At 61.9% G+C, this 25,025-nt stretch carries 20 protein-coding genes; 2 read left to right on the forward strand and 18 right to left on the reverse strand.

Annotation, left to right across the window (positions count from 1 at the left end; translation table 11 throughout):
* Positions 1-58: 58 nt before the first annotated feature.
* From ACU8HS_RS00670 to ACU8HS_RS00730, 13 genes are all read right to left on the reverse strand, one after another.
* On the reverse strand, positions 59-1,672 hold the full coding sequence (locus ACU8HS_RS00670; RefSeq protein WP_447015223.1) for a peptidoglycan DD-metalloendopeptidase family protein: 1,614 nt from the start codon (positions 1,670-1,672) through the stop codon (positions 59-61).
* Between the two features lie 162 nt (positions 1,673-1,834).
* Complete coding sequence (locus ACU8HS_RS00675) at positions 1,835-2,488, reverse strand: protein-L-isoaspartate(D-aspartate) O-methyltransferase (protein ID WP_112568207.1); 654 nt, start codon at positions 2,486-2,488, stop codon at positions 1,835-1,837.
* Positions 2,485-3,258: a 5'/3'-nucleotidase SurE gene (gene surE, locus ACU8HS_RS00680; protein ID WP_112568209.1), complete on the reverse strand. Its 774-nt coding sequence runs from the start codon at positions 3,256-3,258 to the stop codon at positions 2,485-2,487. The genes ACU8HS_RS00675 and surE overlap by 4 nt, the downstream gene beginning before the upstream one ends.
* A 4-nt stretch (positions 3,259-3,262) precedes the next feature.
* On the reverse strand, positions 3,263-4,546 hold the full coding sequence (gene serS, locus ACU8HS_RS00685) for a serine--tRNA ligase (protein ID WP_447015224.1): 1,284 nt from the start codon (positions 4,544-4,546) through the stop codon (positions 3,263-3,265).
* A gap of 93 nt (positions 4,547-4,639) precedes the next feature.
* Positions 4,640-5,467, reverse strand: coding sequence for a twin-arginine translocase subunit TatC (gene tatC, locus ACU8HS_RS00690; protein ID WP_112568213.1), 828 nt, complete (start codon positions 5,465-5,467; stop codon positions 4,640-4,642).
* The gene (gene tatB, locus ACU8HS_RS00695; protein ID WP_112758182.1) at positions 5,464-6,090 is read right to left on the reverse strand and encodes a Sec-independent protein translocase protein TatB; all 627 of its coding nucleotides are present in this window, start codon (positions 6,088-6,090) and stop codon (positions 5,464-5,466) included. Before tatB ends, tatC begins: the two co-directional genes overlap by 4 nt.
* 51 nt (positions 6,091-6,141) lie before the next feature.
* Positions 6,142-6,333 carry a twin-arginine translocase TatA/TatE family subunit gene (locus ACU8HS_RS00700; protein WP_112568217.1) on the reverse strand — a complete coding sequence of 64 codons (192 nt, stop codon included), beginning with the start codon at positions 6,331-6,333 and terminating at the stop codon, positions 6,142-6,144.
* 183 nt (positions 6,334-6,516) lie between these two features.
* Positions 6,517-7,236, reverse strand: coding sequence for an SMC-Scp complex subunit ScpB (scpB, locus tag ACU8HS_RS00705; protein ID WP_447015935.1), 720 nt, complete (start codon positions 7,234-7,236; stop codon positions 6,517-6,519).
* Positions 7,237-7,241: 5 nt separating this feature from the next.
* Positions 7,242-8,102 carry a segregation and condensation protein A gene (locus ACU8HS_RS00710; protein WP_447015225.1) on the reverse strand — a complete coding sequence of 287 codons (861 nt, stop codon included), beginning with the start codon at positions 8,100-8,102 and terminating at the stop codon, positions 7,242-7,244.
* 25 nt (positions 8,103-8,127) lie between these two features.
* On the reverse strand, positions 8,128-9,141 hold the full coding sequence (nagZ, locus tag ACU8HS_RS00715) for a beta-N-acetylhexosaminidase (protein ID WP_112758184.1): 1,014 nt from the start codon (positions 9,139-9,141) through the stop codon (positions 8,128-8,130).
* A 108-nt stretch (positions 9,142-9,249) separates the two neighbouring features.
* Positions 9,250-12,576, reverse strand: coding sequence for an SPOR domain-containing protein (locus ACU8HS_RS00720; RefSeq protein ID WP_447015226.1), 3,327 nt, complete (start codon positions 12,574-12,576; stop codon positions 9,250-9,252).
* 61 nt (positions 12,577-12,637) lie between these two features.
* A complete protein-coding gene (argS, locus tag ACU8HS_RS00725) occupies positions 12,638-14,395 on the reverse strand; it encodes an arginine--tRNA ligase (protein ID WP_112568223.1) in 1,758 nt (585 codons plus the stop codon).
* Positions 14,396-14,457: 62 nt separating this feature from the next.
* The gene (locus ACU8HS_RS00730; RefSeq protein ID WP_112758186.1) at positions 14,458-15,675 is read right to left on the reverse strand and encodes a deoxyguanosinetriphosphate triphosphohydrolase; all 1,218 of its coding nucleotides are present in this window, start codon (positions 15,673-15,675) and stop codon (positions 14,458-14,460) included.
* A 220-nt stretch (positions 15,676-15,895) separates the two neighbouring features.
* On the opposite strand from ACU8HS_RS00730, the gene erpA reads away from it, so the two are divergent.
* Both erpA and xth read left to right on the forward strand, forming a co-directional pair.
* Positions 15,896-16,228, forward strand: coding sequence for an iron-sulfur cluster insertion protein ErpA (erpA, locus tag ACU8HS_RS00735; protein ID WP_112568227.1), 333 nt, complete (start codon positions 15,896-15,898; stop codon positions 16,226-16,228).
* Between the two features lie 119 nt (positions 16,229-16,347).
* The gene (gene xth / locus ACU8HS_RS00740) at positions 16,348-17,139 is read left to right on the forward strand and encodes an exodeoxyribonuclease III (protein WP_112568229.1); all 792 of its coding nucleotides are present in this window, start codon (positions 16,348-16,350) and stop codon (positions 17,137-17,139) included.
* 10 nt (positions 17,140-17,149) lie between these two features.
* Here xth and exoR read toward each other — a convergent pair whose 3' ends face one another.
* The 5 genes from exoR to ACU8HS_RS00765 form a co-directional block, all read right to left on the reverse strand.
* Positions 17,150-17,953: an exopolysaccharide production regulator ExoR gene (gene exoR, locus ACU8HS_RS00745; RefSeq protein ID WP_112568231.1), complete on the reverse strand. Its 804-nt coding sequence runs from the start codon at positions 17,951-17,953 to the stop codon at positions 17,150-17,152.
* Between the two features lie 714 nt (positions 17,954-18,667).
* Complete coding sequence (locus tag ACU8HS_RS00750) at positions 18,668-19,918, reverse strand: OmpP1/FadL family transporter (RefSeq protein ID WP_447015227.1); 1,251 nt, start codon at positions 19,916-19,918, stop codon at positions 18,668-18,670.
* 390 nt (positions 19,919-20,308) lie between these two features.
* A complete protein-coding gene (locus tag ACU8HS_RS00755) occupies positions 20,309-23,152 on the reverse strand; it encodes a valine--tRNA ligase (RefSeq protein ID WP_112758189.1) in 2,844 nt (947 codons plus the stop codon).
* Between the two features lie 118 nt (positions 23,153-23,270).
* A complete protein-coding gene (locus ACU8HS_RS00760; protein ID WP_447015228.1) occupies positions 23,271-24,110 on the reverse strand; it encodes a DUF2497 domain-containing protein in 840 nt (279 codons plus the stop codon).
* A 231-nt stretch (positions 24,111-24,341) separates the two neighbouring features.
* A complete protein-coding gene (locus ACU8HS_RS00765) occupies positions 24,342-25,007 on the reverse strand; it encodes a protein-L-isoaspartate O-methyltransferase family protein (protein WP_377310158.1) in 666 nt (221 codons plus the stop codon).
* Between the last annotated feature and the right edge of the window lie 18 nt (positions 25,008-25,025).

A 25,025-nucleotide genomic window follows, 5' to 3' on the forward strand; every position in this document is an offset into this window, starting at 1 on the left:
CCGGGCTTTTGCATGTTCCTGGGACGCTCTACCTGCTCAGGAAATCTACGCTCTTCGACTATTCCAGGAAGGTCATGGGGTTGACCGGAGAGGCATCCTTGCGAACCTCGAAGTGGACCTGCGGCTGCTTGACGTTGCCGCTCATGCCCGAGACGGCGACCGTCTGGCCGCGCTGGATCTTCTGGCCGCGGGCGACGCTCAGCGTATCGGCATTGCCGTAGACGGTGACGGTGCCATCGTCGTGGCGGACGAGAACCGTGTTGCCGAGTTCCTTCAGGCCGTTGCCGGCATAGATGACGACGCCGTTTTCGGCAGCCTTGATCGGCGTGCCCTGCGGAACCGAGATATCGATACCGTCGTTGCGGCTGCCGTTGACGTTGGCGCCGTAAGCGGCGATCACCTGACCGCGAACCGGCCAGCGATATTTGCCGATACCCGTGGCTTCCGGTGCGGCGGCGCTAACGTCGGACTTCTTCTCGACATCGTCGACCGTCTGCGTGGCGGCAGGAGCCTTGTAGGGCGCCGGCTGCGCGGAGGCCGCCTGGACCGGAGCGGCGGCAGGCTGGGCGGGCTTGGCCGGCTCGACCTTCTGCGCCGGGATGGAGGCGGTCTTGATCGTATCGGCAGAGGCCGCGCCGTTCGGGATCTTCAGTTCCTGCCCGATGCGGATCGAGCTTGCCGACAGATTGTTGGCCGCCTTGATATCGTCGATATCGGCGCCTGTCGCCTTGGCGATCTTGGCAAGCGAGTCACCCTGCTTGACCGTATAGGTGCCTGCAGCGCCATTCGGATTCTTGCCGCCGCCGGCCGGTGCCTTGCCCAGCGGGTCTGCGCTTGCGACGGCCTTGTCGCGGGCGGAGTTGGCGCCGGGAACCACGGCAACCTTCTGCTCCTGGCCCTTCGTCGGCTGCGGCAGGTTGCCGGGCTTGGAAAGATCGGCAGACTGGGCCGCGGCCTTGGCGGCATTGTTGCCGCCATTGAAGGTCGGGATGAGGATCGACTGGCCGGGCTGGGCGGCAGACGCCGTCTTCAGATTGTTGACACGCAGGATTTCCTTTTCCGGAACACCGTAGCGGCGGGAAAGGACGGCGATATTTTCACCGGGACGCAGCGTGACGGAGGGCGCATTGGTCGCCGACCAGCCGGAAACCTTCGGCGTCGTGCCCGTCGTCAGCGTATCGGGAACGACCTTCGGCGCATTTGCACCTGCCGAAGCGATGCGATCGGGCTTCGGAGCGGCCGGGAACGGCTGGGCGAGAGCGACGTCCCTTTCCCGCTGACGGGGCGAGACGGACCCTGCGCTCGGCGGCGCAAGTTCGGAGCGCTGAATGGAAACCGGTGCGGATGCCATCCGCGCAGCGGAGCCGGAGCCGACGGCCGGATCATAGCTCGGACGACCCGGATAGGGCTGGCTCATCGCATCGTTGCGGGCGTAAGCCGGCTGCATGGCCGAGCCGCCGAGATCGGCGCGCGGCACCGGGTCGCCCTGCGGCCCGTTGAAACTCCTGCGCGGGATCGAATTCGTCGTCATCTGATCCTGCCCGGAGGAGGAAAAGAGACTGCCGAAACGTGTTACATCGGAGCTGCAGCTCGTAGCCGCACTCGCCAGCAAGGCGACGACCAGAAAATTGCCGGCCGATTTCCCGAACTTCGGCGAAAGACTGAAACGCATGACTCGACCCACTTAGAACGCAACCATTTGTGAATCTATTAAAGCGCGTTAGTGTTACCATGCGGTTAAGGCGCTGGAATCAGGGCTATATTTTTGAGAACTTGATAACCATAAGTTTGCGGGCGAAAAATCGTAGCCCGCCGGGCCTTGCCGCCTGCAGATCTAAAGCTGCGAAGCAAGCCGTGGCACAATCGGCAGATAGGGAGCATCGAAAAGCTCTTCCCGCTCGAAGCGGCTGCCGGTTTTCGTCAGCCGCACCATGCGGCATTCGTTCTCGGAGATCATCAGCGGCGCGATCATGGAGCCGCCGGAGACGAGCTGATCGGCGTAGAAGCGCGGCATGGAATTGAAGGCTGCCGTGACCAGGATGCGGTCGAACGTGCCCTCGCCCTGCATGCCGTTGCTGCCATCGGCCTGACGGATGATGACGCTGCGCAGGCTGAGGGCTTCCATGCGGCGCTGGGCCGAGAGCGTCAGCGTCTTGTAGCGATCGACCGTCAGCACGCGTTCCGCAATGCGACCGATGACCGCCGCCGTGAAGCCGCTGCCTGTGCCGATTTCGAGCACGCGCTGGCCGGGACGGACCTTCAGATGATGCAGGAGACGGACGGCGAAATCGACGCCTTCCAGAAAGGAGCCGCATTCGATCGGGATCGTGCGGCTGGAATAGGCATTCTCGATAAATTGCGGCGGCACAAACAGCGAGCGCGGCGTCTGCTCGACAGCCGTCAGCAGATCGATGTCGGAAATGCCTTCCGCGCGCAGTCTGAGGACCAGCGCTGCGAAGCCTTCCTTCTCGGCCAGTTTTGCCGTCAAGCCTTTACTCCGTTTCCGAGGACCTGCGCCACGCGGTCCGTCACGGAATAATCGGTCAGATCCAGTTTCAAAGGTGTTACCGAAATCTTATTATGCTTGAGGGCGTGGATATCGCTGCCCTCGGTAAAGGCGCCGGCCCGTTCGCCGAATTTCAGCCAGTAATAGGGAAAACCGCGGCCATCCGTGCGCGCATCGACCTGCAGGTTGAAGGCGAGCTTGCCCTGCGACGTCACTTCGACACCTTCGACGTCTTCGGGACGACAGTTCGGGAAGTTGAGGTTGAGGAAGGTGCCCTCGGGCAGATCGACCGTCATCAGCTTCTCGAGCAGCGCAGGCGCGTGCGCCTCGCACACTTCCCAGGGCAGAAGCCGGGCGCCATTGTCGTAAACATAGGCCTGGCTGAGCGCGAAGGAGCGTACGCCTTGCATCGTGCCTTCGATGGCACCGGCGATCGTGCCGGAATAGGTGACGTCGTCGGCAACGTTGGAACCGGAATTGACGCCTGACAGCACGAGATCCGGCTTGATGTCGAGCACCTGCTTGATGCCCATGATGACGCAATCGGTCGGCGTGCCGCGCAGCGCATAGTGCTTGTCGGAAATCTTCCGGAGCCTCAGCGGCTCCGAAAGGCTGAGCGAATGGGCAAGGCCGCTCTGGTCGGTTTCAGGGGCGACGATCCAGACATCGTCGGAAAGCGCCCTTGCGATCCGTTCCAGCGCAGCCAGGCCTTCGGCATGAATACCGTCGTCATTCGTCAGCAGGATGCGCATTCTCTCAGGCCGCCCGTTCGATCTTCGTCAGGCCGCCCATATAGGGCAGCAAAACGTCCGGAATCGTGACGGAACCATCCTCGTTCAGATAATTTTCGAGAACGGCGATCAGGCAGCGGCCGACAGCCGTGCCGGAGCCGTTCAGCGTGTGAACGAACTTCGTCGCCTTGTCGTCCTTGCCGCGGTAGCGGGCGTTCATGCGCCGCGCCTGGAAATCGCCGCAGACGGAGCAGGACGAAATTTCGCGGAAGGTGTTCTGACCCGGCAGCCAGACTTCGAGGTCGTAGGTCTTGCGCGAGCCGAAACCCATATCGCCCGTGCAGAGCGTCATCGTGCGGAAATGCAGGCCGAGGCGCTTCAGCACTTCCTCGGCGCAGGCCGTCATCCGCTCGTGCTCGGCGAGCGAACTCTCTGCGTCGGTGATGGAGACCAGCTCGCATTTCCAGAACTGGTGCTGGCGCAGCATGCCACGGGTATCGCGGCCGGCGGAACCTGCCTCCGAACGGAAGGAGGGAGTGAGCGCGGTGAAGCGCAGCGGCAACTTCTCCTGCTCGAGGATTTCCTCACGCACCAGGTTCGTCAGCGTCACTTCCGCAGTCGGAATGAGATATCGGCCATCCGTCGTCTTGAAGAGATCTTCCTCAAACTTCGGCAAGTTGCCGGTGCCGAACAGCGCCTCGCTGCGCACCATCAGCGGCGAGGAAACTTCGGTATAACCATGCTCTTTCGTATGCAGGTCGATCATGAACTGACCGAGCGCGCGTTCCAGCCTGGCCAGAGGCCCGGTGAGGACCGTGAAGCGCGCACCGGAAAGCTTGGCGGCGCGTTCGAAATCCATATAGCCAAGCGCTTCGCCGATTTCGAAATGCTCCTTCGGCGCATGGTTCCAGCGCGGCCTTTCGCCGACGATGCGGGTCACGACATTGTCGTGCTCGTCCTTGCCGACAGGCACGTCGTCGTGCGGCACGTTCGGGATACGCGAGAGCTGGTCGTTGAGCTCGGCGGACAACGCGCGCTCTTCCTCTTCGGCGGCCGGCAGCGTTTCCTTGATCTCTGCGACCTCGGCCTTCAGCTTGTCGGCAAGCTCGGTGTTCTTCTGCGCCATGGCGGCGCCGATCTCCTTGGAGGCGGCGTTGCGGCGGGAGAGCAGGTCCTGCGCCTTCTGCACGGCGGAGCGGCGCTTTTCGTCAAGGGCGATGAGAGATTGCGACAGAGGTTCCGCGCCGCGCTTTGCAAGGGCGGCATCGAGAGCCTCGGGATTCTCACGGATCCATTTGATATCGAGCATCGTCGTTCCAGATCGTTTCAACAGACATGAACCGGTCGGGAAAAACCCGACCGGATGGGAAACGGCAGAACTCGGAGAAATGTCGTGACGCGCTCAGACGCTGTCCGTCTTGGCGACCTCGGAGGATTCACTGGCCTCTTCAAGCGCCTGTTTGGAACGCTGACGCTCCACGAGTCGTGCCGCGTAGATGGAAATCTCGTAGAGAAGGATCGTCGGCAGCGCAAGACCGATCTGGGACATGGGATCGGGCGGCGTCAGCACCGCGGCGACCACGAAGGCAAGCACGATCGCGAACTTGCGCTTTTCGGCGAGCCACTGCGACGTCAGAAGGCCGACGCGGGCCAGAAGCGTGGTGATGACCGGCAGCTGGAAGACGAGGCCGAAGGAGAAGACCAGCGTCATGATCAGGCTCAGATATTCCGAAACCTTCGGCAGAAGCGAGATCGCCACTTCATCATGGCCGGGCGCCTGCTGCATGGACAGGAAGAACCACATGACCATGGGCGTGAAGAAGAAATAGACCAGCGCACCGCCCATGAGGAACAGGATCGGCGAGGCGATCAGGAACGGCAGGAAGGCCTGACGTTCGTTCTTGTAGAGGCCGGGCGCCACGAACTTGTAGATCTGCGCGGCAATGATCGGGAACGCGATGACAAGACCGCCGAACATGGCGACCTTGACCTGCGTGAAGAAGAATTCCTGCGGCGCCGTATAGATCAGCTGTGCCTTGTCGACATCGAGATGCGCCCAGCTGACAGCCAGCTTGTAGGGATAGACGAGGTAGTTGAAGATGTGCTTGGCAAAGATGAAGCACGCGATAAAGGCGAGGAAGAACGCGCCGATCGACCAGATCAGCCGCGTGCGCAGCTCCATCAGGTGCTCGATCAACGGCTGCGGCTTGTCTTCGATATCACCGCTCATGCCTCATCCTTCTTCTTTTTGGCCGCCGGCTTTTTGACTTCGGTCGGCTTCCTGGCCGCAGCGACCCGCTTCGGCTTTTCGGCCGGCGCGGCCACCAGTGCGGCGGCATCGGCCTTGTCCGCCGCCTTCACGCGCGGCTTGCGCACGGGCTTCGGCTTTTCCGCCACGGCAACGGGCGCGACGGTTGCGGCGGCGACCGGCTGCGGCGCGGGCACGACCGGCGGCGTTTCCGGCAGGCTCAGAGACGGCGCCGGCGCCGATACGTCCGCGGGCGGGACTTCCGTCTTGTTCTGCGCGGCCTGCTCTGCCGGCTTGTCGACCCTTGTCGCGTTCTGCAGATCGGCCTTGATCTCGTTGCCCATCTGGCGCAGCGGGTTCATCGCCTCGCGCAGGCTGTTGACCGGATTGAGCTGCTGGGCGTCGCTGATCGTGCGGCGCACGTCGTCAAGTTCGGCTTCGCGCAGCGCTTCGTCGAATTGCGCGCGAAACTCGCCCGCCACCTTGCGGGCACGTGCCGTCATCTTGCCGAAAGCGCGCAGCATCGGCGGCAGATCCTTCGGACCGACAACCACGATCAGAACGACCGCGATAACCAAGAGCTCGGTCCAGCCAATATCGAACATGCAAGGCTCCTGAACGGGCGGCGCGGGGGCTGCGCCCTTTCCCGTACGTGGTTATTTCGTTTCGTCGGCCTTGTGATCGACGGTCTTTGCGGCTTCCGGCGCGTCCTCGTCGTTCATGCCCTTCTTGAAGCTCTTGATGCCCTTGGCAACGTCGCCCATCAGTTCCGGGATCTTGCCGCGACCGAACAACAACAGCACGATGACCAGGACGATCAGCCAGTGCCACATGCTAAAAGAACCCATTACGCATACTCCCTGTTGCGGTGTTCCCTCGATGTAAGAATTTCCGATACGGTTTCCAACATCAATCCTTCTGGATTGAGCTTAATGTCACGGTATCGGCCTTTGTGACAAGCCATTCATCCATCGAAAAGTAGTGATTGACATTGTTTTGCGCGCGCATGGCAAAAGCAAGACCAACCTTCGCTAGTCTTCCGCGGCACCGCCCGGGGCGAGCAGTCCAAGCTCTTCAAGGTCCAGTTGTGTAATCGGATCCTCGTCCTCGGTCAGTTCGTCGTTCATGAGGGGGGACGGTATGTTGAAATTGGCGGGGATGCGGCCGGAGAGCAGGCCGGCGCCCTTGAGTTCTTCGAGGCCCGGCAGGTCACGCAGTTCCTCAAGGCCGAAATGGTCGAGGAAATCCCGCGTCGTGCCGAGCGTAACGGGCCGGCCCGGCGTGCGGCGACGGCCGCGGAAACGCACCCAGCCCGCCTCCATCAGCACGTCAAGCGTGCCGCGCGAAGTCTGGACGCCTCTGATATCCTCGATTTCGGCGCGCGTCACCGGCTGGTGATAGGCAATGATCGCCAGCACTTCGAGGGCGGCGCGGGAAAGCTTCTTCACCTCGTTTTCGTCACGGCGGATGACGAAGGAGAGATCGGCAGCCGTGCGGAAGGCCCAGGCATCGTCGACCTGCACGAGATTGACGCCGCGCGGCGCGTACTGGTCCTTCAGGCGCAGCATGACCGTGTGCGCGTCGAATCCTTTCGGCAGGCGATCGGTGATGAAAGCTTCCGATACAGGCTGGGCGGAGGCGAAAACCAAAGCTTCGGCTATGCGCTCCGCCTCTATCTCGGCCTGCAGATCGCGGGCAATGCCCTCGCCCTCGCCTTCCTCGTCCTCGCCCTCGAAATCATCGTCTCGCACGTCGATCAATCCGACTGCTCCTGTTCGACCACCTGCAAGGTGGCATGTTTCGGGCCGCGACGCATATAGATCGGCTGGAAGGCGCCGTCCTGGCGGATTTCGAGCTTGCCTTCGCGCACCAGCTCAAGCGAAGCGGCAAAGGCGCTGGCGACGGCGGTAACGCGCTCGGCAGGGCTTGCAAGGTAGCGCAGCAGGTATTGTTCGAGCGCGGTCCAATCGACGATGTCGCCGATCATCTGGGTCAGCAGTTCGCGGGCATCGGTCAGCGACCAGACATTGCGCCGCTCGATCGTCACCTGCGTGATCGCATGGCGCTGGCGCAAGGCCGCGTAGGCACTCAGGAGATCGTAGAGATTGGCGTCATAATCGGACTGGTGGCGGGCCGGGATGTGTTCAGGCGCACCGCGGGCGAAAATGTCGCGTCCGAGCCGGTTGCGATTGACGAGGCCGTCGGCCACCTGACGCATCGCTTCCAGCCGCTTGAGGCGGAAGGCCAGCGTCGCGGCCATCTCCTCGCCCGAGGGGCCGTCGTCCTTGGCCTGCTGCGGGATCAGCAGCCGCGATTTCAGGTAGGCAAGCCAGGCGGCCATCACAAGATAATCGGCGGCAAGCTCGATGCGGATACGCCGCGCGCTTTCGATGAACTGCAGATATTGCTCGGCAAGGGCAAGGACGGAAATGCGCGACAGATCGACCTTCTGGTTGCGGGCAAGGTAAAGCAGCAGGTCGAGGGGGCCTTCGAAGCCGGCGACATCGATCACGAGCGCGGGTTCATGGGTGGCACGTTCCGAGCCGTTCTCCTGCCACAGCTTGTCCATCGGCGTGGACGCTGCCTTTGACCGCTCTGTGCCCTTGATCGTGTTCACCCTGACCCTGCCTTTCCGGCCGCCGTCACGCCGTTGCAAACATGGCGTCGAATTCTGCCCTTATCGCCGCCTCGTCCGTCGCGTCCGGCGCCGGGAACCCGTCCTCGACGATCCGTGCCCGCTTTCGGGCAGCACCCGTCAGCGGCGGAACATTTGCCACGACCTCACGCATCTCGTCCATATGGCCGTTGCAATGCAGCACGATATCGCAGCCGCCTGCAATGATATTCGCAGCACGTTCGCCGATCGTGCCCGAAAGCGCATTCATCGACGTATCGTCGGAAAGCAGCAACCCCTGGAAGCCGATCTCGGTGCGGATCACCTGATCGATCACCTTGCGGGAGGTCGTCGCCGGATTGTCCGGATCGATGGCCGTAAAGACGACATGGCAGGTCATCGCCATCAGCTCATCCTTCATGGCGACGAAGGGCGGGAAGTCATGCGCCTGCAATTCCTCGCGAGAGACGGTGACGACGGGCAGCTCGAGATGCGAATCCGCAAAACCGCGCCCGTGGCCCGGCATGTGCTTCATGACCGGCAGCAGGCCGCCGGCTTTCAAGCCCTCCGCGGCCGCCCGTCCCATCGCCGTGACGGTTGCGGGATCGCCGCCATAGGCTCTGTTGCCAATGACATTGCTGCTGCCTTCGACCGGAACGTCGAGCACCGGCAGGCAATCGACATTGATGCCGAACCTCCGCAGATCGAAGGCATGCAGGCGCGACATCAGCCAGGCGGCGCGCAGGCCAAGGGCACGGTCGCGGCGATAGAGATCGCCGAGCGCCTGCCCCGGCGGATAGTGCTGCAGGATCGGCGGGCGGATACGCTGGACGCGGCCACCCTCCTGATCGATCAGCACCGGCGCATGCCAGCCGACGCATTCACGCAGCTCGGCAACGAGATCGGCGATCTGCGGCGCTTCGGAAATGTTTCGCCCGAAGAGAATGAAGCCCCACGGGCGCTCCGCCCTGTAGAAGGCCCTCTCTTCGTCGGTCAGCGTGAGGCCGCTGCAGCCAAGGATCATTGCTTTTGATTCGCTCATACCCGAATCATAAGGGCCGCACGGCGAATTGCGAGCGAGGTCAAGCGCGATCCCACAAAAAAGAACGGCGGGACAGGCCCGCCGCTCCGATCAGACAGTCGAGAAAGCTCAGCGCGAGATGAGGCAGCTTCCGCCGGCCGCGCGATACTGCTCGCAAAGCGCGGCAGCTTCATCCTTGGAACCGGCCGGGATACGGACGCGGTAGAACGTGCCCTTGCCGGCAATATCGGCCTTGCGGATTTCATAGGCACGGCCACCGAGCACGCCTGCGAATTTCTTCGACAGGCTGGCATAGGACTTCTTCGCTTCATCCTCCGACGGCAAGGATGCGATCTGGATGCCGTAGCCACCGCTTGCGGCGGCCGGAGCCTGCTGTGCCGGCTGGGCGGCGGCGGCCGGCGCAGAGGCAACCTGGGTCGGTTTCTGCGGGGCTGTCGGGCGAACATTGCCGTTTTCCGTTACGGTGCCGACGACATTGACGGGCTGCTCGGCCGGACGGGCGATCGGCACGGGTGCCGTATCCGTCGGCGCAGCGGATGTGGATGCGGCATCGGTGATCGCAGTCGTCGCGACTTCGCGAACCGGCGGATCGACCTGGCCGGCGTTGGCGGCGTTCACTTCGGCCGCCTTGGCCGCGGTCTGAGCCGGCTCGGCCGCAGGTGCCGTTTCGGCAGAGGGAAGCGCCGAGGACGCAGCCTGATTGCCGTTCTGATTGCCGGCGCTGGCCGGGAAGCTTACGGCAGACGGTGTTGCGGCAGGCTGACCTGCAGGCGCGGCCGAAGCGACTTCGTCGGCCGGTGCGGATTGCCCGGCAGGCGCCGGCTCTTCGCGGGCAACAAGCGTGCCATCCGGCTTGACGATCATCGTGCGGACCTTGCGCGGAGAAACGGACGATGCGGCACCGTCATCGGCAGCGGAGGCATCCGCGGTCGCATTGTGGTCAGGCAGCAGGCGCGGATCCTGCGTCTCGCCGACGGCGGTCGGCAGAACCGGATCGGCGCCGCCCTCATCGTCATCGGGCGAGACTTCCGGCGTCAGGGTTCGCTGGACGACATCGACCGGCTGTTCGTCGGAGGAGACGAGAGCCTTCTGCTTCGGCTCTTCGGCAGCACCCGCAACGCGGTCATAGACGGCCTTGTCCTGGTTCGGCACGGTCTTGCCGCCCGGATTTTCGGGCACGACCTTGACCGGGTCCTTATCGGCGGCAATGACGCGCGGCTCGCCCGAGCCGACGATGCCGAGGCCGGGACCGTTGGACAGCCAGCTGTAGACGCCGTAAGCGCCGCCGGCAAAGACGACCAGCATGGCGGCCGCCGCGAGGAGACGGCGCATGGAGCGGGCGCGATTGAAATCCGCCGTCTGGCTTGCGGATTCGATATGGACTTCGGAAACATTTTCGCGGCGCTCGACCGGCTCACGGACGCTGCGGCGGAAATCCTCCTCCAGCGCGCGTTCGAAATCATCAAGACCGTCGGCGAAGGCGTTGCCCGCCGGCTTGGCCGCAGCGGCGGCCGTTGCAGCAGCAGCCGGGGGCGCCCAGGCAGGGGCAGCCGGCGCCTTCTCCTGCCGCTTGGCAGGCTCGAAGAAGCTTGCGATCTCGGCATCGAGATCGAAATCGAAATCGGCGGTCTTGGCGACCGGTTCCGGGTGCTCGACAGGCGGCAGCGTCGGGACATGCATGTCCTCGACCGTTTCCGGACGATCTTCCGGATCGGAGATCATCGAGGGGTCGAAGGGCAGGTCGTCGGTGGTTTCGCCTGCCGGCGCCGGCTTGGCGCGGCTCACCGGAGCAGGCTGCGGCTCCGGCGCGAAAACCGGCGCAGGCTGCGGACGCGGAGCAGGCTGCGCCGCAGCCACGGGTGCCGCAGCACGCGCGGGCTCGGGCTTCGGCTGCGGAGCCGGTTCGGAAAAGTCGAGATCGGCGAGTTCCAGCTCGATGCCGGCAAGGTCCAGCTCGAAATCATGGCCGGCAAAGGGGTCTTCGGCTTCCGGCTCCGGCTGACGCGCGACGACAGGTGCGGGCGCAATAGGCTGCGAGACCGGCTCGACCGGTTCGCGAACGACGGGCCTCGGTGCTTCCGGCTGGCGAAGAACCGGCGTCGCACGGCTCATCGGCACCGGCGCGATCACCGTCGGCTGCGCAGGCGCGCGAGCGACAGGCGCTTCGAACACGGGTGCCTCGAACACGGGGGCCTCAAAGACGGGCGCCTGGAAAACAGGCGCGGCCGGCTGCGGCGCAGCAGGCTCGGGCGCGGCGGCAACAGGCTCCGATACGATGGGGGCAGCGGCACGCTGCGGCACCGGATAACGCGATACGTCCGCCAGGAGATCGTCGAGATCGAAGGCATCCGCATCGAAGACCGGCTCCGGCGGCGCTTCCGTCAGGGCCGCATCGGCGTGAACATCGCCTTCGGCGGCAGCCGCAAGCAGATCGAAACCGGCATTGTCGGGCTCGGACGGCTTCTCCAAAGCAGCGACATCATCAAGGGTTGCGACGGGCTCTTGCGGACGGGCGATGTCTTCGTGGCGGTCAATCTCGGCCGGGAAACCGAAGGAGGCCGCAGCCGGCTCGAAATCCGCCGCTTCAACCGCAGCAACAGCCGGAGCCTCTTCAGCCACATCAGGCGCAACAAGCTCGGGCTCGACCGTCAATTCCGGCTCGGCCACAAACGCGTCGGCGACGGCGAAGGTTTCCACCGCAGACTGAGCCGGCTCAACAACGGGCACCTCGGCAACCGGCAGTTCGGCGACCGGCTCCGAAAGAACCGGCTCTTCGCGACGCGGCGCATGAAAATTGGCAAGCGGCAGGCGAATGCTGGCGGCCGACCACTGCGGCGCCTTCGCCGGCGGCTGGACGACCGGAGCGGCAGGAAGAGCGCTGCCGATCGAAAGCTCCAGCTCCTCGATCAGGTCGCGAGCACCACCATAGGCCGTGAAAGTCACCGGAGGCTCCGCGGAAACGGCGACAGGCTTCGAGGGAGCCGGAGCCCAGCCGGCGGCGGCAGGCGCCTCCCATTCGGCGGCAACCGGTTCCGGCGCAGCCACCTCGGGAGCGGCAGCAACCTCTTCAGGAAATACGGGCTCGACGACAGGCGTCTCGAAATGGGCCAGAACCGAAGGGACGAGCTCTTCGCCGATGGAGGGCACATCTTCCTGAACCGGCTCGACATAGTCGTAAGCATCACCATCCTGAGCGACCTGCTCAGCCGGATGATCGAGGGCAGCCAGGGGACGCGGCGCATCGTAACGCTCGAACTCGCGCAAAAGCTCGTCCTCGAGATCGAGGGCGGGCTCCTGTCGTTCGGGATCACTTACGGTATTGGCGGCAACACGAGGCTCAAAGCCGACGATACGAGCGAGTTCTGCCAACGGATCGTCGTCGGCAAACATATCGTCTTTTCCACGCGTATCATACGCAAGTCGTTTATCAGCCATGCCCATCCCACTCAAAAACGCAAACACTTCAATGCCAGCGCATTGTGGGGAAATGGTGACGTTATCGCATTTCGTCCGGTGCGGCAGTGCCCGTAATGGCAAGTCCCGACTTCAAAACCGACGCGACGGCGTACACCAGCCCAAGTCTGGCAATACTCGATTCTCGGTTCTTATCGTTAACAAATCGTAATTCGGTCTGATCTTTACCTTTGTTCCAGTGGGCGTGGAAGGCGCTGGCAAGATCATAGAGGTAAAAAGCGATGCGATGCGGCTCCTGGGACTGGGCCGCGCTTTCGACGACGCGCGGGAATTCCGCGGCCTTGGCAATGAGCTGCAATTCGGCCGAATCCGTAATGCCTGCAACGGATTGCGCCAAAAGCTCGGGCGTCGGGGCAAGATCGGGGAAGGCTTCCTTCGCCTGCCGGAAGACGGACATGCAGCGGGCATGCGCATACTGCACGTAAAAGACCGGATTATCTTTCGATTGCTCCGTTACTTTTGCGAAATCGAAGTCCAACGGTTCGGAATTCTTGCGGTAAAGCATCATGAAGCGGACCGAATCACGCCCGACTTCATCAACCACGTCGCGCAATGTGACAAAATCGCCCGAACGCTTCGACATCTTAACCGGCTCACCATTGCGGAAGAGCTTGACGAGCTGGCAGAGCAGCACGGTCAGCTTGGCCTTACCGTCGGAAACGCCGCGCGCGACAGCCTCCAGCCGCTTCACGTAGCCGCCGTGATCGGCGCCGAGCACATAGATCATCTCGTCGAAGCCGCGGTCGAACTTGTTCTTGAAATAGGCCACGTCAGCGGCGAAATAGGTATAGGAGCCGTCCGACTTGATGAGCGGACGGTCGATGTCGTCACCGACCTCGGTCGAGCGGAAAAGCGTCTGCTCGCGGTCTTCCCAGTCCTCGGGCAACTGGCCCTTCGGCGGCGGCAGCGTGCCCTTGTAGACATAGCCCTTGAAGGTCAGATCGTTGATGGCGGTGCGGATGGCGGCCGCGCCATTGGCATGCAGCGTACGCTCCGAGAAGAAGATGTCGTGATGGACGTTGAGGGCGGCAAGATCCTCGCGGATCATCGCCATCATCATCTCGATCGCCCGATCCTTGACGATCGGCATCCACTGCTCTTCCGGCATGTTGTGCAGGCGCACGCCATATTCGCCGGCAAGCGATTCCCCGACCGGGACCAGATAGTCGCCGGGATAGAGGCCGGACGGGATTTCGCCGATCTTTTCGCCGAGCGCTTCGCGGTAACGCAGGAAGACGGAGCGGGCGAGCACGTCGATCTGCGAACCGGCGTCGTTGATGTAATATTCCTTGACGACATCATAGCCGGCAAAGGCAAGCAGGTTCGCCAGCGCATCGCCGACGACGGCGCCACGGCAATGGCCGACATGCATGGGGCCGGTCGGATTGGCCGAGACATATTCGACATTGACCTTCCTGCCCTGCCCCAGGCCCGAGCGGCCGTAAGCGGTGCCCGACTGGATCATAGAGGCAAGCAGGCGCTGCCAGTAACCGACGGAGAGCCGGATGTTGATGAAACCGGGGCCGGCGACCGAGACCTCGGCGACATCGGCGTCTTCCTGCAGCTTGGCGATGATGATTTCGGCAAGCGCACGCGGATTGGTGCCAAGTGGCTTGGCAAGCACCATGGCGGCGTTGGTCGCGACATCGCCGTGGCTCGCATCGCGCGGCGGCTCGACGGCAATGCGGCCGAAATCGAGCTCGGATCGCTTTTCCTTGACCAGATCGAGCTGTTCAAGGGCGTTTTTAATCCTGGCTTCAAAATCGGTAAAAAGGTTCATCGCACTCTTCCATGCACAGGCTGTGCCAACAGGTTTGCCGGCGGCTGCCGGGCGCCCGCTGCCTATCGCAAATCCGGAGTGTGGTCAAACAATCGCCTGTGGGCACTGATGGCATAGGTATCCGTCATGCCGGCCAGATAATCGCCGACATGCCGCGCCTTGGGCGCATCCGAAAGGCCGGCGATATGGTCTACCCAGTAATGGCTCTGCATCTCCTTGGGATTGGCCATATAGGCGCCGAAGAGATCCTTGACGATCTGGGCGGCACCGGCGCGGATGCGCATGATATCGGCATTGCGGTAGATGCGCTTGAAGAGCATCGCCTTGATCTGCATGTCGGTTTCGGCCATCTCATCCGAAAAGGTCGCAATCACGTGATCCGCCCTGCGGATATCGTCGGCGCTTTGCGGCTGCAGCGCCGCAAGGCGCTTCTGCGCCACACCGATCACATCCTCGACCATGCGCGTGATCTGGCGGCGCATGATCTCATGCGTGAAGCGACTCGGCTCCAGATGCGGGTAACGCTCCCTCACCTCGGCCATCAGTCCGGCGAGGAAGGGAATCTCCTCCAGCATCTCGAAATTCAGGTAGCCCGAGCGCAGGCCGTCGTCGATGTCATGGGTATTGTAGGCGATGTCATCGGCAATTGCCGCCACCTGGGCCTCCAGGCTCGCATAGCTCGCAAGCTCCAGATCGTGCAGCTCGCAATAGTCGAGAATCGGCTGGGGCACCGGTCCGCGCGTGCCCACACCATCGGCCGTCAGCAGCGGTCCGTTGTGCTTGACGAGGCCTTCCAGGCTTTCCCAGGTCAGGTTGATGCCGTCGAATTCGGCATAACGCCGCTCGAGCTTGGTGACGATGCGCAAGGATTGGGCATTGTGATCGAAGCCGCCATAGGGCAGCAGTTCCTCATGCAGCGCATCCTCGCCGGTATGGCCGAAGGGGGTGTGGCCGAAATCGTGGACGAGCGCCACACCCTCGGCGAGATCCTCATCGGCCTTCAGGGCGCGGGCGAGCGCGCGGGCAATCTGCGCCACCTCGATCGTATGTGTCAGGCGCGTGCGGTAATGGTCGCCGTCCTGGGCGATAAAAACCTGAGTCTTGTGTTTCAGCCGGCGAAAGGCCGTCGTATGGACGATGCGGTCACGGTCGCGCTGGAAATCGGAACGCGTCGGGCTGCCGCTTTCCGGATAGAGACGCCCGCGCGAATTCCACGGATCCGCCGCATAGACCGCGCGTTCGCCATAACCGAAACCCAATGCATGCCTGTCGAAGCTCATTCTTCACCGTCACCAACGCGTTGCGGCCTTGCCCATTGACGCCGCTTTCCGCTCTTCATACCTATAGCTTGCAGAAACGGCAAAGAGGCGCTTTGTCGACCGCTTCGCCAAATCCTGTCCTTTACGGAAGGATCATGATAAGTTTCTTTGATATCATGCGTTTGAACATCAAACGTGCAAATCGGATTCTCTCCGGATCTTGACCCCGGCAGGAGGAAAAATGACTGAAGCGAATGTAACCCTTTCCGATGCCGCGGCAAAGCGTATTGCCGCCATAGTCGGCAGCGATCCCGGCAAGAGCGCCTTGCGCGTCTCCGTGGAAGGCGGCGGCTGTTCCGGCTTTTCCTACAAGTTCGATCTCGTGGACGCTGCCGCCGAGGACGATGTCATCGTCGAAAAGAACGACGCCAAGGTGCTGATCGACAGCCTCTCGCTGGTCTATATGGCCGGCTCCGAGATCGATTTCGTCGACAACCTGCTCGGCCAGTCCTTCCAGATCAAGAATCCGAATGCGGTGGCAAGCTGCGGCTGCGGCACCAGCTTCGCAATCTGACGCGATACCTGCTTTCCACCGATAACCGGCCGAAGATTGCCTTCCGGCCGGTTTCCCGTCTTGTCCGCCGGCGCCGGAGCGCGATAGAAGGACATTCCGGACAGACACAGGACAGAGCCATGAAGATCGCGACCTGGAACATCAACGGCGTCAAGGCGCGCATCGATAATCTCACGCAATGGCTGAAAGATTCCAATCCTGACATCGTCTGCCTGCAGGAAATCAAGACGGTCGACGAAGGCTTTCCGCGTCTCGAAATCGAAGCACTCGGCTACCATGTGGAAACGCACGGGCAGAAGGGCTTCAACGGCGTCGCCATTCTTTCCAAGAGCTCGCCTTCCGAAGTCAATCGCGGCCTGCCGGGCGATCCGCTCGATGAGCAGGCGCGATTCCTCGAAGCCGTCTTCTCCCTCCCCGGCAACAAGGTGGCACGCGTCTGCTGCCTTTACCTGCCGAACGGCAACCCGCCGGAAACGGAAAAGTATCCCTACAAGCTCGCCTGGATGGAACGTCTGCGCAAATTCGCGACGGAACGCCTCGAATACGAGGAAATTCTTATCCTCGCCGGTGATTATAACGTCATTCCCGAGCCGCATGACTGCTTCGACCCGAAGGTCTGGGCAAGCGACGCGCTCTTCCTGCCGCAGACGCGCGCATCCTTCCGCCGCCTGGAAAACCTCGGCCTCGTCGATGCCGTGCGCTCGGCAACCGATGCGACGGCACTCTATTCCTTCTGGGATTATCAGGCCGGCGCATGGCCGAAGAACAACGGCATCCGCATCGACCATCTGATGCTATCGCCGGAGGCTGCCGACCACATGACCTCGGTGGCGATCGAAAAACATGTGCGCGCCTGGGAAAAGCCATCCGACCACGTGCCGGTCGTGGCTTATTTCGATTTTGCCGCCTGAGATTTAGAAATCAGTCGTCAGAACCGCTCGCAATCGTATGCGACAGGGAAACGGCCGTGCGCCGGTCCGCTTCGCTGGCGACGGAGAAGGCATCTTCCTGCAGCGACTGCATCCAGCCGCAATCCTTCGGCTTGCAGCGGTCGAGGGCGGCCGTCATCAGCGCCAGACCGCGGGCAGACTGGCCCTCATCGAAGAGGATGTTGCCGAAGACCGCCATGGCGCCGGGATGGCCGCTCTTGCGGGCCTGATTGAGCCATTTCTTGGCCTGGTTGATGTTGGCGCTGCCGCCCTCGCCCGCGAGCATCATCTGCGCGAGCTGGAACTGCGCCTCGGGAACACCGAAGGTGGAAGCGACCTGGAAATAGAGCTGCCGGGCCTGGTTGAGGTCGATCTTCACCGGGCTGCCGGCAATGCCGTGCTTGTAGTAGTTGGCCAGCGACAGCAGCGCGTTGATGAAGAAGCCGGTATCCTCCGAGCCGGGCTCCACGCCCTGCTGGGCAATCTCGCTGTAGATCTTGAAGGCTTCGAAATCGTCCTGCGCCACGCCGTCGCCATCGGCATACATGTTGGCGAGCGCCCAGCGCGAACCGGTGTGGCCCTTCTCGGCGGCGTATTTATAGGCCTCTACCGCCTCTTCCTTCTGACCGTTCTTGTAAGCCTTGAAACCGAACTTGAAGAGATCGAAGGGTCCCGATTCCTTCGTCACGCCCGTCTTGATGTCAAATGCCAGGACCGGACAGGCCAGGGCCAGCGAAACGGCCATCGACATGCTGAGCAGCGTGAATTTGAACAGTCTGAACTCGGACGTTACCATCTTTACCGGTTTCTTTCGTTCATCACAGACGCCTGGCGGCGGCTTTTTGGGCCGCTCTGCCCGCGTGGATGCATTCCTTCCAGGCGAGCGATCCCGCGGCGGGCTCCAAGGCCCCTTTGCCCGCGTCGCTTCCAGCCCCATGCCCCTCTTTCAAAACCAGCACACCCTTGTGAACCATCCGGCTTCCGGCACGGCCCACCTGCGATGCCTGTGGCACTCTCCTCGCGATCCGAGTCCTCACCCGACCGCCTTTATCGTCTTCGTAAACAGCAAATGTGACCAAACCGGTATCGCTACCGTCCGTGGAGGACGAAGCCTCATTCCGGCGAAGTGAAAATGATTGAAACGAGTAAATCTGCAACACTACCGAAGGGGTGGATTTCCGGCCGGAAACGCCTTTGGCGAAAAGCGAAACGGCCGCTGCCGCTGGCTTTTCGCCGCTGCTCCCGCGATATCTGGCGTTGCCGGAAAAAATTCGACCCATGCTAATGCTTACGCACACCTTACGCTTGTCATCTCCTCGCCCGCCAATAGCGCTGCGCCCTCTTTGTGGCGGGAAATGGACAAATTCGCCCCGCCGCCACCATACGCGAACCGTCGTAAAAAAGTGTTGCTGAATCGTCACAAAACGAGACGAGAAGATGGGATGATTAAGAGAGGTCAACAAAGAAGAGCCCGGCGCTGCCGGACTCCTCAATTCTTCAAAGCAGGGAATTAAAACTTGACCTTTATGCTGGTCGACAGCGCGGCAACCAGATCGTTGCCGAAGGAATAATGGACATCGTCGCCGTAGGTAATGCCGTCAGAAACAACGGTTCCTGACGATCCGCTTGTCAGGACGCCGAGTGCGCCCGCCAGACGCCATTCAATATTGTCCGTCGGCGTATAGGCGGCACCAAGGCCGATGGTCCAGCTATCTGTCTGGGAACCGTATCCCTGGCTGGTACCGCGATCCCAAGTGAGGCTGACAGCACCGGCCCATTGATCATTAAACTTGTGACCGATGCCTCCGGTAATTGTCCAGCCATCGCGATAGTGAAGGTCCAGCGAAGCCAGACCACCTGCTGGGCACGGAAGGAGAGTATTCGTGGGGCAGAACTGAACAGACTGCAGCACACTCCAGTTCGTCCATTTTACCGAGCCAAATGCTAGCCAATCTGGAGCGATGCCCGACTGCAGCTTAAACTCGAGCGAATCCGGAGCCTGGGCAGCGCCGGAAACATCGGTAATGACACCGCCATATAGCGGCACAAGCGCGGCAGGAACCTGACGAAGATCGACTGTGCCAGTCAGATTGTCGTAATCGACGCGGCTGTTATAGACGAGGCTCGCGCGGAAGGCGTATTCGGGAATCTCATAAGAGACACCTGCCCGCCAGCCCCAGCTTTCATCACTCAGGTCCAGCCGCCCGGTTCTGTTGCCGGGGCCGAAAAGAGCCGGGTTCGCCACATAGCGTTCTTTGAAACCTTCCACTTCCTGATAGAAGGCGCCACCGATAATGCGCAATTGCCCCTGGCCTACATCGAACTTGTAGGAGCAGGTGGCGCCGTAATTGTCGGTGGTGATCTTCGTTTCGATATTGCTCTGAGCACCGACCCAGCCCGCACCTGGATCGGAATGGCCGCCGAACGGCTGCGAATAGTCGACAAGGCAGTCGACCGGCCCGTAGCCGCCTTTAATACCAACATAGGGAATGGCGTAATCGTCGGTCTCGTCTGCGGAAGTCGAACCGCCGCCAAGGCCGTTATTGCCCAATCCATTCGAAGGATCGACATCCTGTGCGTTCTTCAGCTTGCGTTGGGGCATGACATAGGTAACGCCCGATTGGAACGAGAAGGGCGAGGTATCGAACAGCTGATCGATATTGTAGCCGCCGCGCTCCAGACCACCCGCAAAGGAGGGTGAGGCGACTGCCGAAAGGATGATGAGCGATGTTACGCCCCTGGAAAACATACGCGCTGCCATTGTGTCTCCCCCACTCAAGCAATTGAAGTAGGCACACTGTGCTAGGGAGCTTAACAAATCGCAACGAGACGCCCGGCGGCGTCGCGAAGTTGCATCATGACTAATTTACGTAAGGAATTGACGGGCACGTCAAAAAATCAGATAGATAAAATTCTATTCTTCTATCTGTTGATTTTTAGGGGTCTGTTAGATTCCCATTCCACTAAGGGTGGCAGCTGTATCAAACTGACAACAGTGGTAGTTTTCGCGCACGCCATCCCCCAAACGGGTGATATCCACAGGCGGAAACGGCAAAATGGCCCGTTTTCCGTGGAATCGTCATACTTTCTAACGCAAAAGGCGCGCTCCAACGGAACGCGCCTCCAGAAACGTTATACTCGTCAGCCGCGATTATCCCGCTTCGCTAACTCGCGCCAGAGCAGTCCTCAGGCTTGCGATCTGGCTCGTCAGTTCCGCATGGCGCTCACGCTCGGCCTCCACCACTTCCGGATTGGCGTTGGCGACGAACTTCTCGTTCGACAGCTTGCCGTCGATGCGCGCGACTTCGCCTTCGGCCTTGGCAATCGCCTTTTCGAGACGGCTCTTTTCGGCGGCAAGATCGATCAGGTTGCCGAGCGGCAGGCATGCGGTCGCCTCTCCCACGACGATCTGGGCGGCCCCCTTGGGTGCGGATTCGGCAAGCGAAATGGCCTCGACACGTGCCAGCCGCTTGATGGCCGCGTCGTGGCGGAACAGGCGCTCGCGCGTCAGGCTGTTGGCACCAACGACGACGAGCGGCGCGGTGGCCGACGGCGGAACGTTCATTTCCGAGCGGACGGAGCGGATGCCGGAAACGAGGTCGATGAGCCAGTTGATCTCATCGGCCGCCGCATTGTCGGCATAGGACGGCGACGGCCACTCGGCGTGGCAGAGCAGCCCGTCGCGTTCGGCGCCATCACCTGCCGTGTGCGCCCACAGTTCTTCGGTCATGAAGGGCATGAAGGGATGCAGCAGCTTGTAGATCTCTTCCAGAACATAGGCGCTGCAGGCCTGGGCTTCGGCCTTGGCGCCTTCATCCTCGCCGCTGAAGACCGGCTTCAGGAGTTCGAGATACCAGTCGCAGAACTGGTTCCAGACGAAACGGTAGAGCGCGCCGGCAGCATCGTTGAAACGGTAGGCTTCGAGCGCTTCCGTTACGTCACGTTCCGCACGGGCAAGCTCCGTCAGGATCCAGCGGTTGATGGTCAGTTCAGCGGCTTCCGGCACAAAATGCGGATCGCTCTTTGCGCCGTTCATTTCGGCAAAGCGCGTGGCGTTCCAGAGCTTGGTGCCGAAATTGCGGTAGCCGGCGATGCGGGCCGGGTCGAGCTTCACGTCGCGGCCCTGCGCGGCCATGATCGCCAGGGTGAATCGCAGCGCATCCGCACCGTATTCGTCGATCAGTTCCAGCGGATCGATGACGTTGCCCTTGGACTTCGACATCTTCTGACCGTTCTTGTCGCGCACCAGGGCATGAACATAGACGGTGTGGAACGGCTCGACCGGATTGTCGTCCTCATCCTTCATGAAGTGCAGCGACATCATCATCATGCGGGCGACCCAGAAGAAGATGATATCGAAGCCGGTGACGAGAACGCTGGTCGGATAGTAGCGCTCGAGCTCCGGCGTCTTGTCCGGCCAGCCGAGCGTCGAGAACGGCCACAGCGCCGAAGAGAACCAGGTGTCGAGCACATCCTCGTCGCGTGTCAGGATCTCGCCTGGCTGGAAGTTTTCCAGCTTGTCCTGAACGAAGGCCTTCATCGGCCCTTCATGCGAAAGATAGTGCTGGATAGCCGCCTGCAGAGCCTCTTCTTCGGTCTTCTCGACGAAGACCTGCCCGTCCGGGCCGTACCAGGCCGGGATCTGATGGCCCCACCAGAGCTGGCGCGAGACACACCAGGGCTGGATGTTTTCCATCCACTCGTAGTAGGTCTTTTCCCAGTTCTTCGGGACGAAATTGGTGCGGCCTTCGCGAACGGAGGCGATCGCCGGCTCGGCCAGCGTCTTGGCATCGACATACCATTGCTCGGTCAGGCGCGGCTCGATCGGCACACCGCCGCGATCACCATGCGGAACCATGTGCTTGTGCGGCTCGATCTTGTCGAGCAGGCCGGCTTCCTCGAAGATCTCGACGATGACCTTGCGGGCGTGAAAACGATCCTGCCCTTCAAGGCGATCCCAGGCGCCGTGGAGCGCTGCCGGATGATCGAGGCCTTCGAGGAAATCCTCGTTGTCCTTGATGGTGATCGTGCCGTCGATATTCATAATGTTGATGGCGCGCAGACCTGCCCGCTTGCCGACTTCGAAGTCGTTGAAATCATGCGCCGGCGTGATCTTGACCGCGCCGGTACCGGCCGTCGGATCGGCATAGTTGTCGGCAACGATCGGAATGCGGCGGCCGACGATCGGCAGAATGACATGCTTGCCGACAATCGACTTGTAACGCTCGTCCTGCGGATTGACGGCAATGCCGGTATCGCCAAGCATGGTTTCCGGGCGGGTGGTGGCGACGACCAGATAGTCGCGGGTTTCCCATTCGGTCGGCTTGCCTTCCTCGTTGAAAGCGACCGGATACTGATAGGTGACACCCGGTTCCAGCGGATAACGCAGGTGCCAGAGATTGCCCTTGATCTCGTGCTGTTCGACTTCGAGATCGGAGATTGCCGTCAACAGCTTCGGATCCCAGTTGACGAGGCGCTTGTCCTTGTAGATCAGGCCTTCCTTGTAGAGCGTGACGAAAACTTCGAGCACGGCCTTGGACAGGCCCTCGTCCATGGTGAAGCGCTCGCGCGACCAGTCGCAGGACGCGCCGAGACGCTTCAGCTGGTTGAAGATCAGGCCGCCCGATTCAGCCTTCCACTCCCAGACCTTTTCGATGAAGGCATCGCGGCCCATGTCGCGGCGGCCGGGAAGCTGCTGTTCCATCAGCTTGCGCTCGACAACCATCTGCGTGGCGATGCCGGCATGATCCATGCCCGGCTGCCACAGCACATCCTTGCCGCGCATGCGCTCGAACCGCACCATGATGTCCTGCAGCGTATTGTTGAGCGCGTGGCCCATGTGCAGCGAACCGGTGACATTCGGCGGCGGGATGACGATGGTGAAGCTTTCCGCACCCGGCTTGGCGTTGGCGCCGGCGCGGAAGGCATCCGCCTCATCCCATTTCGCGGCGATTTTCGGTTCGACGGCGGCGGAATCGTAGGTCTTTTCGAGCATTTTCTGACCAATTCGAGGTTCGAGGATGGGCGTTTTGTAAATAGGATGGCTACGGCCAAGTCAATAAAAAAGCCGCCCCGGAGACCGGAGCGGCTCTTGTGTAAAAAAGCGGTTCCGATCAGCGGCGCGGGCCGCGCGCCACACGTTCGATTTCTTCCCGCACGAGACGTTCGACGAGCGTCGGCAGGTTGTCGTCGAGCCATTCGCGCAGCATCGGCCGAAGCATGTCTTCGGCGATTTCGTCGAGCGAGCGACGCTCGGCAGCGCCGTCGATGGCGGCGGCAAGCTCTTCGAAGGAGCGGGCGACCTGCAGGCCGGTGTTCTGCGACAGAAGAGACGGCTGAATGTCTTCCGCAGCGCGCGCGGGCGCGGCCTCGGCGGGCTGGTGGGCGGCGACAGAAACAGACGCCGCCTCTACGATCGCAGGCTGCTGAACCTCGGGCAGGCGCTGCTCGGCAAAGACCGGCGCGGGCTCCGGCGCATATTGGGCAACAGGGGCAATCGGGGCAACGCGGGGCGCCTGGGCCGGCTCGACCGGGCGCGACGCGGCCGCTGCACGCGGCTCGAATTGCGGCTCCGGTTCGCGGAACTGCTGGGGCATATCACGGGGCGTTTGCACCGCGCTGCGCTCGGAAGCGGCACGGACGCGGGCTGCAACGTCGGCAAGCGACATGGCGCGCGCCGGCATTTCCGGCTCGGGTGCCGTGCCGGCGGAATTGGCAGCGACGAAACGCGGATCAGGGCGCAGCGCCGGCGACTCCGGGAACTCGACACCGGCATAGGTATCGTCAACCGTCAGATGAATTTCGGAATCGTTTTCTTCCTCCGCACCGTAGACGGGAGGAAGCGAGGCGGAAATCGCCTTTCCGGCGCCTGGCTCATTGCTCTCGATGATCTGGCGAATGGAGGCCAGAATCTCTTCCATGGACGGTTCACGCGCTACACCTGGCTGAGCCATATCTATCCCCGTTATCCCTTAAACAACGACCGGACGGCGTGGAGCATGCATCCGAATCACCGTGACCTTAGAATACCCCATGAGGGAAAAAAATCAGCGCGAATCAAACAAATGCAGCCATGCACAGTTTTATTACCCAAGCGTAAGCGAAGTCTGTGAAGGCTATTCGGACAGCCGGAACGAAAACGGGCGCCCGTGGCGCCCGCTCGAAAAAACGGCAGCGGAAACGGCCTAGAATACGAATTCGCGAGCCTTGGCAAAACCGGGCAGCGGCTTGACCGAAGCGTTGAAGAAGACGTTTTCGGAAACAGCGCCGCGCTCGCTGACAAAGACCTTCGCGCGGGCAGCGTTGCCGTAGCCCTGCACGGCAACAAGACGGCCGCCTTCCTGCAGCTGGCCGAGAAGTGCGGCAGGAACCTCCTCCACCGAACCGTTGATGAAGATCAGGTCATAGGGAGCGCCGGCGGCATTGCCCTTTTCAAGCGGGCCGGTCGCCACCTGCACATTTGCATAACCGGCAAGATTTGCCTTGGCCTGAGCAGCAAGGGTCTCGTCCGATTCGAGCGCGACCACGGAGCCCGCGATCAGCGACAGCAGTGCGGACGTATAGCCCGTGCCGGCGCCGACTTCGAGAACGGCATCGTCCTTGGAGATGGCGGCGAGCTGCAGCAGCTTGGCGAGCGGCGACGGCTCCATCAGGAAACGGCCCGGATTGCCGGCGGCGGCCGGAGCAATCTCAATGTCATAATCGACATAGGCAAGCGCCTTTGCCTTTTCCGGCACGAATGCCTCGCGCGGCACGTCCAGGAAGGCCGTCAGCACGGAATGCGAGGTAACGTCCGTGGTACGGATCTGGTTATCGACCATCTTTACGCGTGCTGCTTCGAAATCCATCATATCCTCTCGCCGATGAAA

This window comes from Rhizobium sp. KDH_Rht_773_N, assembly GCF_052946295.1.